The 15,213-nt window shown below is 65.1% G+C and carries 18 protein-coding genes; 3 read left to right on the plus strand and 15 right to left on the minus strand.

The window, feature by feature from the left end:
• Positions 1 to 161 precede the first annotated feature (161 nt).
• From RND64_RS16050 to RND64_RS16105, 12 genes are all read right to left on the minus strand, one after another.
• The gene (locus tag RND64_RS16050; RefSeq protein ID WP_049698895.1) at positions 162 to 1,667 is read right to left on the minus strand and encodes an APC family permease; all 1,506 of its coding nucleotides are present in this window, start codon (positions 1,665 to 1,667) and stop codon (positions 162 to 164) included.
• A gap of 185 nt (positions 1,668 to 1,852) precedes the next feature.
• Positions 1,853 to 2,809 (minus strand): cation diffusion facilitator family transporter, encoded by a 957-nt coding sequence (locus RND64_RS16055; RefSeq protein WP_049698894.1) that lies wholly within the window; start codon positions 2,807 to 2,809, stop codon positions 1,853 to 1,855.
• A 208-nt stretch (positions 2,810 to 3,017) separates the two neighbouring features.
• A complete protein-coding gene (locus tag RND64_RS16060) occupies positions 3,018 to 3,314 on the minus strand; it encodes a WXG100 family type VII secretion target (protein WP_049698893.1) in 297 nt (98 codons plus the stop codon).
• Positions 3,315 to 3,416: 102 nt separating this feature from the next.
• Positions 3,417 to 3,746: a WXG100 family type VII secretion target gene (locus RND64_RS16065; protein ID WP_049698892.1), complete on the minus strand. Its 330-nt coding sequence runs from the start codon at positions 3,744 to 3,746 to the stop codon at positions 3,417 to 3,419.
• A gap of 125 nt (positions 3,747 to 3,871) precedes the next feature.
• Positions 3,872 to 4,717: an ESX secretion-associated protein EspG gene (locus RND64_RS16070; RefSeq protein ID WP_049698891.1), complete on the minus strand. Its 846-nt coding sequence runs from the start codon at positions 4,715 to 4,717 to the stop codon at positions 3,872 to 3,874.
• A complete protein-coding gene (locus RND64_RS16075) occupies positions 4,714 to 5,775 on the minus strand; it encodes a PPE domain-containing protein (protein ID WP_049698890.1) in 1,062 nt (353 codons plus the stop codon). Before RND64_RS16075 ends, RND64_RS16070 begins: the two co-directional genes overlap by 4 nt.
• 99 nt (positions 5,776 to 5,874) lie before the next feature.
• Positions 5,875 to 6,180, minus strand: a complete 306-nt coding sequence (locus tag RND64_RS16080) for a PE family protein (protein ID WP_331436158.1) — start codon at positions 6,178 to 6,180, stop codon at positions 5,875 to 5,877.
• Positions 6,181 to 6,242: 62 nt separating this feature from the next.
• Positions 6,243 to 7,670, minus strand: a complete 1,428-nt coding sequence (locus RND64_RS16085; RefSeq protein ID WP_235434345.1) for a hypothetical protein — start codon at positions 7,668 to 7,670, stop codon at positions 6,243 to 6,245.
• Positions 7,667 to 7,975 (minus strand): type VII secretion target, encoded by a 309-nt coding sequence (locus RND64_RS16090; RefSeq protein ID WP_049698888.1) that lies wholly within the window; start codon positions 7,973 to 7,975, stop codon positions 7,667 to 7,669. Before RND64_RS16090 ends, RND64_RS16085 begins: the two co-directional genes overlap by 4 nt.
• 132 nt (positions 7,976 to 8,107) lie before the next feature.
• Positions 8,108 to 8,422 carry a YbaB/EbfC family nucleoid-associated protein gene (locus RND64_RS16095; RefSeq protein WP_082938142.1) on the minus strand — a complete coding sequence of 105 codons (315 nt, stop codon included), beginning with the start codon at positions 8,420 to 8,422 and terminating at the stop codon, positions 8,108 to 8,110.
• Positions 8,423 to 8,432: 10 nt separating this feature from the next.
• Positions 8,433 to 8,885 carry a hypothetical protein gene (locus RND64_RS16100; protein ID WP_197494628.1) on the minus strand — a complete coding sequence of 151 codons (453 nt, stop codon included), beginning with the start codon at positions 8,883 to 8,885 and terminating at the stop codon, positions 8,433 to 8,435.
• Positions 8,886 to 9,188: 303 nt separating this feature from the next.
• A complete protein-coding gene (locus RND64_RS16105; protein WP_414651976.1) occupies positions 9,189 to 10,019 on the minus strand; it encodes a DedA family protein in 831 nt (276 codons plus the stop codon).
• Positions 10,020 to 10,293: 274 nt separating this feature from the next.
• Here RND64_RS16105 and RND64_RS16110 point away from each other — a divergent pair, with 274 nt between their 5' ends.
• The 3 genes from RND64_RS16110 (at position 10,294) to RND64_RS16120 (ending at position 12,504) form a co-directional block, all read left to right on the plus strand.
• On the plus strand, positions 10,294 to 11,304 hold the full coding sequence (locus RND64_RS16110; protein WP_231894362.1) for an alpha/beta fold hydrolase: 1,011 nt from the start codon (positions 10,294 to 10,296) through the stop codon (positions 11,302 to 11,304).
• A gap of 82 nt (positions 11,305 to 11,386) precedes the next feature.
• The gene (locus RND64_RS16115) at positions 11,387 to 11,962 is read left to right on the plus strand and encodes a TM2 domain-containing protein (protein ID WP_049698886.1); all 576 of its coding nucleotides are present in this window, start codon (positions 11,387 to 11,389) and stop codon (positions 11,960 to 11,962) included.
• Between the two features lie 41 nt (positions 11,963 to 12,003).
• Entirely contained in the window at positions 12,004 to 12,504 is a 501-nt protein-coding gene (locus tag RND64_RS16120) for a hypothetical protein (protein WP_049698885.1), read from the plus strand.
• A gap of 67 nt (positions 12,505 to 12,571) precedes the next feature.
• Here the strand turns inward: RND64_RS16120 and truA are convergent, their stop codons facing one another.
• Genes truA through RND64_RS16135 form a run of 3 tightly spaced genes read right to left on the minus strand, consistent with a single transcriptional unit; the run spans position 12,572 to position 15,202 of the window.
• Positions 12,572 to 13,456, minus strand: coding sequence for a tRNA pseudouridine(38-40) synthase TruA (truA, locus tag RND64_RS16125; protein ID WP_049698884.1), 885 nt, complete (start codon positions 13,454 to 13,456; stop codon positions 12,572 to 12,574).
• Positions 13,457 to 13,480: 24 nt separating this feature from the next.
• On the minus strand, positions 13,481 to 14,089 hold the full coding sequence (gene rplQ / locus RND64_RS16130) for a 50S ribosomal protein L17 (protein WP_005207983.1): 609 nt from the start codon (positions 14,087 to 14,089) through the stop codon (positions 13,481 to 13,483).
• Between the two features lie 60 nt (positions 14,090 to 14,149).
• Positions 14,150 to 15,202 (minus strand): DNA-directed RNA polymerase subunit alpha, encoded by a 1,053-nt coding sequence (locus RND64_RS16135; RefSeq protein WP_005207982.1) that lies wholly within the window; start codon positions 15,200 to 15,202, stop codon positions 14,150 to 14,152.
• Positions 15,203 to 15,213 lie beyond the last annotated feature (11 nt).

Here is a 15,213-nt window from a genome sequence, read left to right on the forward strand (position 1 = left end):
TGTCGCGCCGACTGTTCGCCGACGACCGATTGAGCGGGTACGCGAGATGCGCAACCGGGAGTCACTCCCCTACGAGGCTATCTAACACTTCAGACACTGCTGAGGCTGGCCACACCTCGGGAGCGAGCAACGCGGTGCCTGTGGTCCCGCGACGGCGAGGCTCACGCCTGCTTGTGGACGGCAACTCCTTCGACCTCGCCGCGCTCCCGCTTGCCGACCATCGAATGCCGCATTCCGTAGAGCAGGTAGATCGCCACGCCGATGGCCATCCAGATCACGAAGCGAATCCATGTCAGCGCCGACAGGTTCAGCATCAACCAGAGGCACGCCAGGATCGCGAGCACCGGAATGATCGGCCCTCCCGGCACGTTGAACCCACGTTCGAGGTCAGGCCTGGTCCGACGCAACACCAAGACACCCGCGGCAACGACGATGAACGCGAAGAGCGTTCCGACGTTGACCATCTCTTCGAGCTTGTTGATCGGGAAGAAGCCCGCAACCACGGCGACCACGACGCCGATGAGAACGGTCAAACGCACGGGGGTTCCGAACCGCGGACTTGTCTTGGCCAGACCGCGCGGCAACAGACCGTCGCGGCACATCGCGAACGCGACTCGTGACTGGCCGAGCATCAGGACCATGACGACGGTCGTCAAGCCTGCCAGCGCGCCGATCGCGATCACCTTCTCTGCCCAGGTGACCCCGTTCAACGCGAAGACGTCAGCGAGGTTCTTCGAGTCACCACCGCTGCTTGCGAGCTGCTTGTAGCTCGCCATACCGGTGACGACGATCGTGACGAGCACGTAGAGCACGGTGACGATCAGCAACGACCCGAGAATGCCCCGCGGAACGTCCTTGCGCGGATTGCGGGTTTCCTCCGCGGTGGTGGCGACGACGTCGAATCCGATGAACGCGAAGAACACGATCGACGCCGCGGCGAGCACGCCGTACCACCCGTAGGACGAGTCGCCGCCTCCTGTCATCAGAGAGAAGAGCGTCGAATCGACAGAAGCCTTCTCACCTGCCGCGTGTTCGGCAGGCGGCACGAAGGGTTGGTAGTTGGCAGTCTTGATGTAGAAGAAGCCGACGACGATGACGAGCAGCACGACGCCGACCTTGATCGCGGTGATCACCGCGCTGACACGCGACGACAGCTTGGTGCCGATGGCGAGTAGCGTCGTCACGCCCGCGACGATGAGGATCGCGCCCCAGTCGATGGTGTGTGAGCCGACTTCAACGGTTCCGCCGGAGAAGCCGAACACGCTGCCGAGGTAGCTCGACCACCCCTTCGACACCACAGCCGCACCGACCGCGAACTCCAGGATCAGATCCCAGCCGAGAATCCAGGCAAGGAACTCACCGAATGTGGCGTAGCCGAACGTATATGCAGACCCCGCAACGGGAACGGTCGACGCGAACTCGGCATAACACAGCGCCGCCAGCGCGCAGGTGATCGCCGCCATGATGAACGACAGCGAGATCGCGGGTCCCGCTTTGTCTCCGGCAGTCGACACGGTGATCGTGAAGATGCCTGCACCGATCACCACCGAGACGCCGAAGACGAGCAGGTCCTTCCACGTCAGGTCCTTGCGGAGTTTGTGGTCTGGCTCGTCGGTGTCGGCCATCGACTGCTCGACAGACTTGGTGCGTGTGAACGCATTGGCCATCAGTGGTTCTCCCCTGCATATCTGGTCAGCACTGTCAGGTCAGCATCGTCGACGCATCGTCCGCTTCTCGAGCGACGCAGGATCGGAGTGGACTGTCATCCCCCGACTCGACGGTGTTCTCACGCAACCGGCATTTCGGTTATCGCGGATTCACACGCTACCGACAATGCCGGGAATGTGAGGGCTTAACGCGAAGACGTGTCTGCTCGATCAGCACCGGGTTGAGCCGACCCGCGATCGATGTCGGGCTCGAGGTAGATGATCCTCGCTTGTGGTACGGCAGTACGGATTCTTGCCTCGGCGTCGTCAATGGTGTGCGCGACCGCCACGACATCTGTGCCCGCCGGGATCGCGATCTTGGCGGCGACGAGGAGTTCGTCTGGCCCGAGGTACTGGGTCTTCATGTGGATCACGCGGTCGACCCCACCGGATTCAAGCGCTTCGCGTAGGGCAGCCTCCTCCTCCACCGTCGCGCCCTCTCCGATCAGAAGGCTCTTCATCTCGATGATCAGCACGATCGCGATGACGCCGAGCAAGACGCCGATCGCCAGCGTTCCGATGCCGTCCCACACCGCATTACCCGTGATCATGGTCAAACCGACGCCGAGCAACGCCAACACGAGACCGATCAGCGCACCGGTGTCTTCGAGCAGAACCACCGGGAGTTCCGGGTTCCTCGAGTTGCGGATGAAACGCCACCACGACGCGCGTCCTTTGAGAGGTCGCGACTCGCGCATCGCCGTCGTGAAGCTGTAGCCCTCGAGGCAGATGGCGACAAGCAAGATGACGATCGCGACGATCGGCGATTCGAGGCCGTGATCGTTTGCGTGCGTGATCTTCTCGATGCCCTCGTAGATCGCGAACATCGAACCGAGCGTGAAGATCACCAACGCCACGACGAACGAATAGAAGTATCGAGCGCGCCCGTAACCAAAGGGATGAAGCTGGTCGGCTTCCTGGCTCGCGCGCTTCTGCCCGAGCAATAACAGCCCCTGGTTGCTGGTGTCTGCGACCGAGTGCACACCCTCGGCGAGCATCGACGACGATCCCGTGATCGCGAATCCGACGAACTTGGCCACAGCGATACCGGCGTTTGCAGCGAGCGCTGCGAGAATTGCCTTCTTCGAACCTTCAGCCGACACCGTGTTGTCCTTCCATCGGCGCCTCCTGCCATCGACGCCACTGCCCGTCCGTCGAACAGGCGTCGCCGGAGCCTCTTGTCGCCTGAGACTCTAACCGACTACGCCGCACCGAACATGCCGGAGTTTCACGCGGGTGGGTGTGGGACCACGCAGGCCCCACACCGCCCCGCCTCCCCCAGTCAGGACGCCCCTTCCAGGACGGCCGCATTCAGATGGAGCCGAAACCGCGCCCGATCGCCCCGTCCAGCTCCGACATCGTGTTCGACGCGTTCTGCACGCCGCGGTGGAGGCCGAACAGCTGATCGCGCGACTGGAGGAAGATGCGGTCCCAGTTCGCCTGCGCCTGTTCATACGACGCCTTGGCCGTGGTCGACGTCCAGCTCCCGTCGAGCGAGTGGACCTGCCGCTTGAGTTCGTCGGCGAGGTCGCTCAAGCGCGCGAACTCCGACTGGAGATTGCCGCTGAGGTCGCCGAGACCCGCGAAGTTGTATTCGATCTGTCCCATGTCTGGATTCCCTTCTTATCGCTCGAGGCCAGTGCTTTCGAGCATGGTTGTGTCGAACGTGAATATCGTTGTGTCCGAGATCGTTTGGTCGTGGCGGCTACGTCAGAGCCGCACACCTCCCGGCTGGAACCCACTCGCGACCTGAGCGTCGTTGTCCTCGTAGCCGGCGAAGCCGCTGCTGAGCTTGTTCCGGATGTCGTCGAGCGCGTTGTGCAACGCCAATGCCGACGAGTTCCAGTCGGCGTGGGTATCGGTGAAGGCCGCCGACGCCTTGCCCTGCCACGACGCCGCGCCGTTCGACGACGCCCGTGCGATGCGGCCGATGGTCTCCTGCATGTCCGCGACCACCCCCGCAACCGATTTCGTTGTGGCCATTGCCGATTCGACGTCGACCTTGACCGCCCCCCCGCTGTTGTCACCGAGATTGAGCATCCTGATCCTCCTGTGGTTGAGCACCGAATCACGGTGCCTCGCGGTATCCGCGACTCAGATACCGCTGGTGTGCACGACGATCGGAATCGGTTCCGATGTCGCTTCCCGCACGTATGGCCCGGAGTTCACCGGGACCACCAGCCGTCGGGAAGGGTCTCGATCAGCAGACCTACTGCCTGGCCGATGCGATGACCCGAACCCGGCGACAGCGTGGTCCACACCCTGCCGTCGGGAGATCTACTGGGACCGGCGATGATTCGACCGCGAGACGTGTCGATGACGCCGAGCGCTCCCGGGGACTGCGTGAGCAGGCCGTCGCGCCGGGAGACCGCGACGATCTCTGTACGACGCTCGATAGTCGCGAAAGCACGTGCCACAGTGCCGGAATCGCTCGGCGGCATACCCAATCGCGTCAGTGTTCGCGCAACCTCCCCGGTGGTCAGACAGCGCCCCAGGCGATCTGCGAGTTCGTCGCACGGACACGCGAGTGCACCGAATTCGAGCGGCTCCGCGGGCACTACGGACCGGTCAGCTCTTCCGTCGTCACCGCGATCCGTGCAATGCCGACGTACCAGCGCCGAGATTCCGGCACCGTCGTTGAGTTCCACGACCGTGATGTCGATGGTGTCGCCGCGCCTGACCGCAAAGACATGCTCGCCGTCGCGCCGCGCGAGACACCCACGGATGGTGTCGGATTCGGTGAATGTTCGTATCTCCAACTCTCGCTCAGGCCGGGCGAGTACTCGCAACGCCGCCACAAGCCACGGCGCTGGATCGCCGAGGTCGTCGATGAGTCGAAGCTCTGCGATACGGGAGTCGGCCACAATGTCCGCGGCGCGCGCACGCTCGGCGTCGTCGTCGATGGCGAACAGGTCGAGGACAACCGGCCAGGTGGTAACCCCGAGCCGCATACCGACTCTGCGCAGTGTCGCGACATCCACTCGTCCACCGCGAGTTGCTGTCCAGATCATCGCGTCGACACCTCCCCGAGGCGAAGAGTCTGCTCGAGATAGGCGGGATCTATTGTCGACGAGCCGGATTCGGCGTCGGAGTCGATCGTCACCTGCGAAGTGACCGCCACGCCCGCCTCAGCCCAGGTGGCCGGCGCCTCGTGGGCAATCCCGGCGCCGCCGATGGGCTCGCCGGAAACGGCGGCTACGGATACCGGGCGAGACACACGCTGCTCGTTCGTCGCGGCAACCGCGGGGGCGACGGGCGGTGGCATCGACTCTGGCGACACTGGCCGTTGCGTCGGTGTCGGCGCAGCGGCGGCCGCGGCCTGCGGAGCCGACGCGAGGGTCGTCGCCGCGTACCCGGTTGTGACCGGTGCTGGCGCCATGGTCGCGAACGGCATTCCGCCCCCGCCTACCTGCGTTGCCCCGGTCTGCGGTGTTCCTATCTGCGGCGTCCCCGTCTGGCGCTGCGCCTTTGCGGCGTCCGCTGCGCTGCGGGCCGCCGACTGCTCGGCAACCAGCGCAGCATCGGAGACCAGCAGCGGTGCGCGGCGATCGACATGCCACGGTTGCGCAGAGGGCATCGCAGCCTGCTCGTATGCCTCCATCACCCGAGCCGCGCGCATGCGCTGATCGTGTCGAGCACGCTCGGCATGGGCAGCAGCGCCCGTGATGACTGGCGCAACCGCACTCACCGACCTCGCAAGCTCGCTGAGTCCGTCGACCAGGTCGACCTCCCCCGCAGCGGGCATCGCCAGCCGGGCGACCGCTGCCGCCGCACCCTGCCCCTGCGCCAGAACAGCGTTCGACGCCGCAGTCGCAGCCGCATCGGCAAACCAGCCACCCAACGCGGCGAGCCGATCGAGCGCATCGCTCGCATGGGAGGATTGCCACGATCCGCCCAACCGCGCCAGGATGACGCTGTATTCGACTGCCGCGTCGCCCATCTCAGTCGCAACGACACCCCACGCGCACCCCGCCTCGATCAAGGGCGCAGGACCAACACCGGACGCGAGATCGGAGACGAGCCGATCAGTGGTACGTGCGTCCCAGACAACGCCGGTGAAACCGGTCACTGCACTTCTCCTTTCCCACCGAGAGGGTCACTGCTGCACCGTTGTTCGAGGGCAGCTCTGTCGTGCTGAATACTGTTGCGGGTGACGCGGTAGCGGCACTCAGATGCGCAGTCCTCGTGCGACTGCGTCGTCGGCGTCGGCGACCCCCGTCGCCTGCGCTCGCAATGTGGCGGCGAGTTTGCGTAGTTCGAGGACTCCCGACGCGGCGTCGGCGTCGAATCCACCCGCGACGGCATCGAAGGAGTTCGCGACCGCGATCGACACCTCGTCGCGACCAGCCGGAGTAACCGTCCGCCGGTCGGTGGTACCGATCAACGACCGTTCGACTCGATCGGCCAGCAGGTCGAGGTCTTTTGCGGCAGTGATGAGTTCGTCAGGATCGACGCTCAGTTTCGGATCGGGCACGGCACACCTCCAGGTGTCTCGGACGTTGGTCGTGAATCATTGGTCGTTGGCGAGAAGGTTGATCAACTCCGTGGCTCGATCTCCAGGTCGGAGTCGTGCCACAGGAGGCGGAGTTCGATGTCAGGAGTCGGCGATGGCTCGGGTTGATCAGGTTGATCGCCGATCACCGAGGGGGCCACCTCGCGCGACTCGCCGACCACCTCTTGACCGTGCTCTTCGGTGACGAGGTAATCCGGAATCTCGTGGTGCTCAGCGGCATCCGCCGCCCCGCGCGCCGCGCCTGCAGCCATCATCGGGGCCATCGATGCAGGCAAAGGTGCGGCGGTCGTACCGGTCGCCCGTGTTGTCTGCGACGGAGTGAGCGATGCCGGCTCGGTGGTCCCGATCCCGGCTGACATTCCCGGCCGTGCTGCCCCGAGAGGAGCCGATCCCGCACCCATGCCCCCAACGCCCAGACCCCCGACTCCCAGTGCCCCCGCACCCATTCCGGCTGCGCCGACGGTTGCGTCACCTGATCCGCCGCCCGGTCCCGCGAGATCGGGACCGCCACCGGCGGAAAGGTGTTCGAGCCGGGCGGCGTCGACGCCGTCGCCCGAGGCGATGCTGAGCATCTCGCTGACGGGTGTCATCAACGTAGAGGGCAGTTGTGTCGCTGTGGACACGCGTGGCGAGACCGCCTCGAGGATCGAACTGGCCAGCGCGAACGGTGACTGCGCCGCCGACGTTGCGGCAGTCGGCGGGGCGGTCACGTTGACCGGCGCGCCGTTGACGACCATTTGCGTTGTGGGGCCGAGCAATTGGGCCCGAGTCACCGCAACCGCCGCAGTCGCCTCGGCCAGCCCCTCCGTAGCGAATCCGACCGCTACGCCCTGACCGACCGGCGTCACAAGACCAGGTCCGAGGACCGCGATCTTGCCGATCGTCGCCGCGATGATGCCCTGGACGGCCGCGAGGCCCGCCGCCACGATCCCCGCCGCGGCCTGGATGTCGATCGACATCACCCCGCCCTGTGTCGACAGCGCGGCGCTGTCGGCACTTGCCTGCGCCGTTTTCGTCGTCGCACCCAGCGACGCCTGACCTGCCCACAACGTATCGAGCACACCGAGAGCCTGTGTGGCGGTGGACATCGCGGTATCGAGCACCGTCGACAATCCATCGAAGATCATCGACGGATCGAGCGGCGCGCCGGACAGGTCGCCGGTTCCGAAACCGCCCAGGAGATCGGTGATCGGTTTGAGCAGCATGCCGATGTCGATCGTCGGCAGCGGCGGAAGTCCCGGCATGGGCGGCAACGCCGGGAGCTGAGGAATCGGCGGCAGCCCGAGCCCGGCGAGTACCTCACCAACTGGCCGATCGAGGATCGGTCCGAGTGGCGTGGCGTCGATCATGTCCTGGATCGACATGTCGTTGATGGCAGGAACATCTGGAAGCGATGTATCGATCGCGCCGGGCGGGTGCGGCCCACCCGAGGCGGGTTGCGGCGAGGTCACAGCACCGACCGAATTGCTGCTGCGCCGGCCGCGTCGTTTGCGTCGAATTCAGCGAGTGCGGCTACCGTGCTCGCTGCGGTCGATGCATGGACTGCCGCGAGGCTTCCGACAGCGGCCAGATGGTTGGCCTGGGCGGTGATGAAAGCTGCCAAGAACTCTTGGCCGATGAGTCCGAACACCCCGATCATCGCAGCGGTATTCGCAGCAGCGTTGATCGTGCCCGCCGCGCCAACCGCCGTGCCGATAGCCACGTTGGTTGCCGCAAAGCCTTCCAGCACTTCAGGTGTCACCGTCACGTTGTCCATGTGGTCCCCTCGTTGATGCACGATTGCAGGTTTACAGTTGTCGGAGTCTGGGCGGTCTCGAGGCGTCGGGGATCTGACGGGCACTCGACCCGAAAGGTTCCATCGAATTTGCCGACGTCGCGTCGGTGTCGGTCATCGACTCTCGAGTTGCTCGGTGAAGGCCGCGGTGAACTCTTCGGTGAGCGCCGCACGCGCGGCGAACGCACGTTGAGCGCCGAGAAGCGCTGTAGCGACAATCTGTTCGCCCAGCCGCGTCTCGCCGAGGTCGTTTGCGCCTTCTGCCAGCCACAGACCGGTGAGCGCCCCCTTGCCGTCGACCTCAGCGGTCACCAGCCCGTCTGGCGAACTCTCCCGCACGCTCAATGCGGCCAGCCGATCTCCGAAGTCGGCGAGGTGGCCCAGTTGGGCCCGTGCTCGCGCTTCGAGTTCATCCATTGCACCCGTCATCGCATACCCCTCACACTCGACGCATCCACGACGCCGGAACGTCGTCGCGCTCGTCGTCGAGTTGCTCGGCGTGGGAGAGGTCGTCGGCTGTCGGTAAGCCCATCGCATCGACGACGTCGCGCGAGGCCCCGGCTTCGAGAAGCTCGTCGCGCCAACGGATACCGGCAGCCATCGCCGATTGCCTGCAGAGCCGCAAGATCTCGTCGGCGAGTACGTCGGGTCTCTTCTCGAGTTGCGATCGGTCGATGCGGACACGCGTTGGCAGACCCTGTGGTGTGGTCACCACCGTGATTGCGCCCGATCGTGATCGCGCAGAAGACATTTGGAATGCTGCAGGAACCTTTGCTTGTGGATCGAGGTCGCTCGTCGAACCCGAATCCTTGTTGCGCCCGAAGTCGTTGTGTTTCCCGAAGTCGTTGTGCTGCCCGAAGTCGTTGTGCTGCACTGCCATCTGATCCCGCACTCCCCCTGTGCCTCCGTACGTGACTCAACCGACCGCGCCCCTGACCTCAGTCGTCCGTCGCGTTGTGCGTTGAGATATTGCCACCCCTCGGGCCTCCCGGCCATACCCCGACGCGTGCTTGTGGATAAGTCATTCTGTCGGATTTTTACGTTTCAGAACGAACAAACGTGTAAACAACTTCGAGGGGATCGGTTCCGCCACCACGCGGCGCTGGTCAGCGACTCTCCCCAACGGCCTACACCCCGGGCCACGTGCCGCCGAACGTCGACGTCGGAGCCGCTCTCCGAGCGATCGACCGCCGAGCTAGCGACCCTCTGCGCTATCCACTTCAGCGCTATCCACCTCAGCGCTATCCACCTCAGTGCTGTCAACCTCAGCGCGATGCATCGCCGAGTCGCCGACTTGCGCATCGTCACTCTCAGCGCGGCCACCCTGGGGGCTATCGGCCCCTGAGGCACCTACCCTCGAGCTGCCAACGTGCGCGCCGTCGACCTGCGCGCCGTCGGTCGCGGTCGCATCAGCCGCCTTCAGGCGACGCAGTGCGCGCCACCGTCGTGTTCCCTCGATGAGCGTCGGGACCACCACGGTCAGCACCGACGCCACGATGATCAGTTCGAGATGATCACGGATGATCGGGACGGAGCCGAGAAAATAGCCGAGCACGATGATGCCCGCCGCCCAGACGATGCTGCCCAGAACGCTGAAGAACGTGAACACCGAGTGGCGCATCCCGCTGAAGCCCGCGACAACCGGGGTCAACGTGCGCACGATCCCGATGAACCGACCGAAGAACACCGTCAGCGGGCCGAACCTGTCGAAGAAACGGTGCGTCCTCTCGACGTAGGTCGGTCCGATCGTGCGCATCAGACGCCCCTCGAGCACGCCGCGCCCAAGCCGTCGACCGATCAGGAACCCACACTGATCGCCGAGGATCGCAGCCAACGGAACCGCCACGCAGAGCAGCCAGAGCGGGGCGAAGGGTTCCGGCTGAGCAGCGAAGACACCCGCGGTGAAGAGTATCGAGTCGCCGGGGAACACGAAGCCGATGAGCAGGCCGGTTTCGACGAAGATCAGCACGCACAGCCCGACGAGCCCGCCCGTGGTCAGAAACGCGTCGATGTCGAACGGATTCATTGCCCGCAAGCCTATCGACACCTTGACGCCCGCGATGTGGTCGAGTCCACTCGTTTGCGCTCACGTTAACTCGCTGCAACATGGTGGGCAGACAGCGCCTATCGGGTGTTAACTCGAAGAGAAGGCGTTGTGGTCACATGCCGCCAGCCCAAACATCACGCCGTTGTGATCACGCGAGGAGTCAGTCGTGTCAGAAGCCCCGACCCGAGTCGGCGGAATCAAACGTTCCGGCGGCTCATCGTCTGCGAATCTACGCCCCGTCTCTGACACTGAAATGCGCATCGAATACAAGGTCATCCACGGCTACCGGCGGGCTTATCGGATCGCGGGCAGCGGGCCGGCACTTCTCCTCATCCACGGCATCGGCGACAACTCGTCCACCTGGAACGAAGTCATCCCGATGCTCGCCCAGCACTACACGGTCATCGCACCCGACCTGCTGGGACACGGGCGGTCGGACAAGCCGCGCGCCGACTACTCTGTGCCCGCGTTCGCGAATGGGATGCGCGATCTGCTCGTTGTGCTGGGAATCAGCAAGGTCACCGTCGTCGGGCACTCGCTCGGTGGTGGCGTCGCGATGCAGTTCTGCTATCAGTTCCCCCGGTTTGTCGAGCGACTCGTCCTCGTGGCGGCGGGCGGTGTCAGCCGGGAGGTCAACCCCGCTCTCCGGCTGGTGACGTTGCCGCTGGTCAACAGCGCGCTCACAGCATTACGGGTTCCGGGGGTGCTGCCGGCACTCCGATTTGGTGCCAGCGTGATCGCCGCGACGCCGACGCCGCCGGGAATCCCCGACCTCCCGCACGATCTGTCACCGAAGCGCATGCTCAACGACCACGAGGATCTGCTACGCGTCCTCGGCGACCTCGCGGCGCCCACCGCCTCTGCGGCGTTTCTCCGCACCCTGCGGGCAGTGGTCGACTGGCGAGGGCAATCGATCACGATGCTGGACCGATGTTATTTGACCGAGTACCTGCCCGTTTTGATCGTCTGGGGCGACGACGACACCGTCATCCCCTATGAACACGCCCTGCTCGCGCATTCCGCGATCGGCCACAGCGAGATGTCGACGTTCCATGGCTCGGGTCACTTCCCCTTCCACGACGACCCGGAGCGCTTCGTGCAGGTCGTCATGGAGTTCCTCGAACGCAACGAACCTATGGAGTTCGACTCCCAGGTCTGGCGCAGGCTGATGACCGAGGGCCGCAAGAGCGCCGACATCGTCGGCGACGAACAGACCGTCGAGGCAGTGTTCGACGCCATCGACGACGAGCGCAGCGCAACCTGAGGTCGGCCAACCGACCGACATACGCCAAGTCGTTTACACCGCGTAGCGACACCTGTCAGGGGTCCGTGCGAGGATTGGCGCCATGAGTTTTCCCGACAATTCGAACCAGGAGGCCCGCGGCAACGGGCAGCCTTTCGGTTCGTCGCCGTACGGCGCTCCCTCACCGTTCGGCCCCGCCGCCTCCGGCGACCAGTTCCTCCCCCTCCCGTACGAGAACGGAACCCCGGGTTCGCCCCAATACGGTCCCGCCTACGGCGCCCAGGGATACGGCGCCCATGGATATGGAAGTCAGGGATATGGCGCTCAGGGATACGCGGTCCCCGGTTACGGATTTCATGCCGGTTACCCCGGCGCCCCGGACCCGATGGCGCCCTTTGGCCGTGACCCCTACACGGGTGAGCGCCTCTCGAACAGGTCCAAGGTCGCGGCAGGTCTACTTCAACTGTTCTTGGGCAGTTTCGGCGCGGGACGGTTCTACCTCGGATACACCGGGATCGGCGCAGCGCAGCTCGTGCTGACGGTCGTCGGGTGGGTCACGATGTTCATGTTCATCGGCATATTCATTCTGCCCGCGGTCGGGATCTGGGCCTTCGTCGACGCCATCATGATTTTCACCGGCAGTGTCCGCGACTCGAACGGATACAAACTCCAACCTTGATGCCAAGGTGAAGGTGATCAAATAGTGAGGATGGTGACCCAGTGAGCTACCCGGACGCACCTCGACCCGATCTGTCGAAGTCTCGCGGTCAGGAATCGGGCGCCCCTGGATGGAGCGGCGTCGAGATGCCGCCGACACCGGACCCCGGAAACTACGCTGCCCCACCGATACCGCCACCGCCACCGGGCGATCCGATCCTCGTCTCGATCGGCGACATCCACTGCACGCGCAGCGAGGTCATCACGCCTGCGGGCAACGCACCCCTAGCCGGATCGCGGTGGAGCTTCGTCGACATGTCACGCACCACCAATGAGATTCCGCAGTGGGCTCTCATCGTGGCAATCGTGACAGCCGTCTTGTTCTGCGGACTCGGTCTGCTGTTCCTCCTCGTCAAGGAGGAGCGCACCGTCGGGTTCGTGCAGATCACCGTCTCTGCCGGACCGGTGGCCTACACCGCCGCGATCCCGGTCACCTCCCGCGCGGCCGTCGCCGATCTCGGGGCGCGCGTCAACTACGCGCAGACACTGGCATATTCGGCGTAGCGGCACTCAGTAGCGGCACTCGACTGCCGGGGCCGGTCACTCATCGACACACCGCCGCTCCCGCCAACTAGTCGCCGCAACATCCTTGTGCGCCTTCGGTTGTCGTGACCCGCACGTCGCGGGTGATCGCATTGCGCGCCGCCAGCTCGTCGGCTGCCGGGTAGTCGACGCCGACGAGACACAGGCCCCGCGCCTCGGCGACCGGCACCTTCGCGCTGCGTTCACGCTCGCCCAGAAGCGCCCGACACCAGTCGACGTCACGCCGACCATCCCCCACCGACGCCACCGCGCCGACGAGCGAGCGCACCATCGACCAGCAGAACGCATCCGCGCTGACCTCGCCGATCAGCACGCCTTCTGCGTCGCGCGACCAAGAGAACCGTTGTAGATCGCGGATCGTCGTCGCGCCCTCGCGGCGTCGACAGAATGCGGCAAAATCGTTGAGGCCCAACAACACCGACGACGCCGCGTTCATCGCCTCCACGTCGAGCGGCCGTCGCCATGCCGCGGTGGTGCGCGCGAGCACCGGTTCGGCACCGAACACCGCGTCGGAGAGTCGGTACCGGTAGTGACGCCGCAGCGCCGAGAACCGTGCGTCGAAGTGTTCACTGACCGGCGCGGCCTGCTTCACGCGCACATCGTCGGGAAGCATCTTGGCGAGTCGTCCGACGAGGCGCCCGGGGTCGCCGTCGATGGAACGCGTGTCGAGCGCGGACACGGGAATGTCGGCGTGCGCGACCTGCCCGGTGGCGTGGACCCCCGCGTCCGTCCGGCCGGCGACGGTCAGCCGGACCGGTACCCGCAGCACCGTCGACAATGCGGTCTCGACGACCTCACATACCGTTCGCTGGCTGATCTGTCGCGCCCACCCAGCGAAATCGGTTCCGTCGTAACCGATGTCGAAACGCAGACGAACGGACCCGCCACCTGGTGTGGTGGCGGGTCCGTTCATGTCTGGCGTGTTCAGCCGTCCGACCTACTTGTCGTCGGCCTTGTCACCGTCGACGTCGGCGTCAGCAGCTTCGGCCTCCGGTGCGGTGGCAGCCGTCGACTCATCGTCGACAGCCTCGGCCACGGCCTCGGCGTTCTCGACCTGTGCCGGGGTTGCCTCGTCGGCGACGGCCTCGACGACGTTGTCGGCCTCGGCTGCCGGAGCAGCGGCCTTCTCGTCAGCGGCCTTCTTCGACGCAGCAACACGCGTGGCGCGGGTGGCCTCGGTCGACGCGGTGTTCTCGCGCACCAGCTCGATCACAGCCATGGGGGCGTTGTCGCCCTTGCGGTTGATCGTCTTGATGATGCGTGTGTAGCCGCCCGGACGGTCCGCGAAGAACGGGCCGATCTCGGCGAACAGCGTGTGGACGACGTCCTTGTCGCGGATGTCCTTCATGACCTCACGACGGTTGGCCAGCTTGCCGGCCTTGGCGTGGGTGATGATCTTTTCCGCGTACGGGCGCAGGCGCTTGGCCTTTGCTTCGGTGGTGGTGATGCGGCCGTGCTCGAAGAGCGAGGTGGCAAGGTTCGCCAACATCGCCTTCTGGTGGCTGGCCGACCCGCCGAGGCGGGCACCCTTGGTGGGCTTGGGCATTGTCTTCTCCTAGGAGGACCCGGCGATCGCTCGACGAGTCAGGTTTGGCAGTCGCAGCGACTAGAGCTGCTCGGTCTCCGCGAAATCCTCACCGGAGTCAGCGTCGAAAGACGCGTCGTCCGACCACGTTCCGGTTGCCGGGTCGTAACCGGCGACCTGCGACGGATCGAAGCTGGCCGGGCTGTCCTTGAGCGACAGACCCAGGGTGTGCAGCTTGACCTTCACCTCGTCGATCGACTTCTGACCGAAGTTGCGGATGTCGAGCAGATCAGACTCGGTACGCGCAACCAGCTCGCCGACGGTGTGGACACCTTCGCGCTTGAGGCAGTTGTACGAACGGACGGTCAGATCCAGATCCTCGATCGGCAGGCTGAACGACGCGATGTGGTCAGCCTCCGCAGGCGACGGCCCGATCTCGATTCCCTCAGCCTCGACGTTGAGCTCCCGAGCCAGACCGAACAGCTCGACCAGGGTCTTGCCCGCGGACGCCAGGGCGTCACGAGCGCTGATCGAGTTCTTGGTCTCGACGTCGAGCACCAAACGGTCGAAGTCGGTGCGCTGCTCGACGCGGGTGGCCTCCACCTTGTAGGTGACCTTCAGCACCGGCGAGTAGATCGAGTCGACCGGAATACGGCCGATCTCGGCTCCCGACGCCTTGTTCTGCACGGCAGGCACGTAACCACGGCCCCGCTCGACGACGAGCTCGATCTCGAGCTTGCCCTTGTCGTTCAGGGTGGCGATGTGCAGATCCGGGTTGTGCACGGTGACGCCGGCGGGCGGCACGATGTCAGCACCGGTGACGGTGCCCGGACCCTGCTTACGCACATACATGGTGACCGGCTCGTCCTCTTCGGAGCTCACCACGAGGCCCTTGAGGTTCAGGATGATGTCGGTGACATCTTCCTTCACGCCGGGGACGGTGGTGAACTCGTGCAGAACTCCGTCGATGCGGATGCTGGTGATCGCAGCGCCCGGAATCGAGCTGAGCAGGGTACGACGCAGCGAGTTACCGAGGGTGTAGCCGAAGCCCGGCTCGAGCGGTTCGATAACGAACTTCGACCGGTCGTCGGCGATGATCTCCTCGGTGAGGGTTGGTCGCTGTGAGATGAGCATTTCTTGATTTC

It is taken from the genome of Gordonia sp. w5E2, from assembly GCF_036540975.1.
Taxonomy (GTDB): domain Bacteria; phylum Actinomycetota; class Actinomycetes; order Mycobacteriales; family Mycobacteriaceae; genus Gordonia; species Gordonia jacobaea.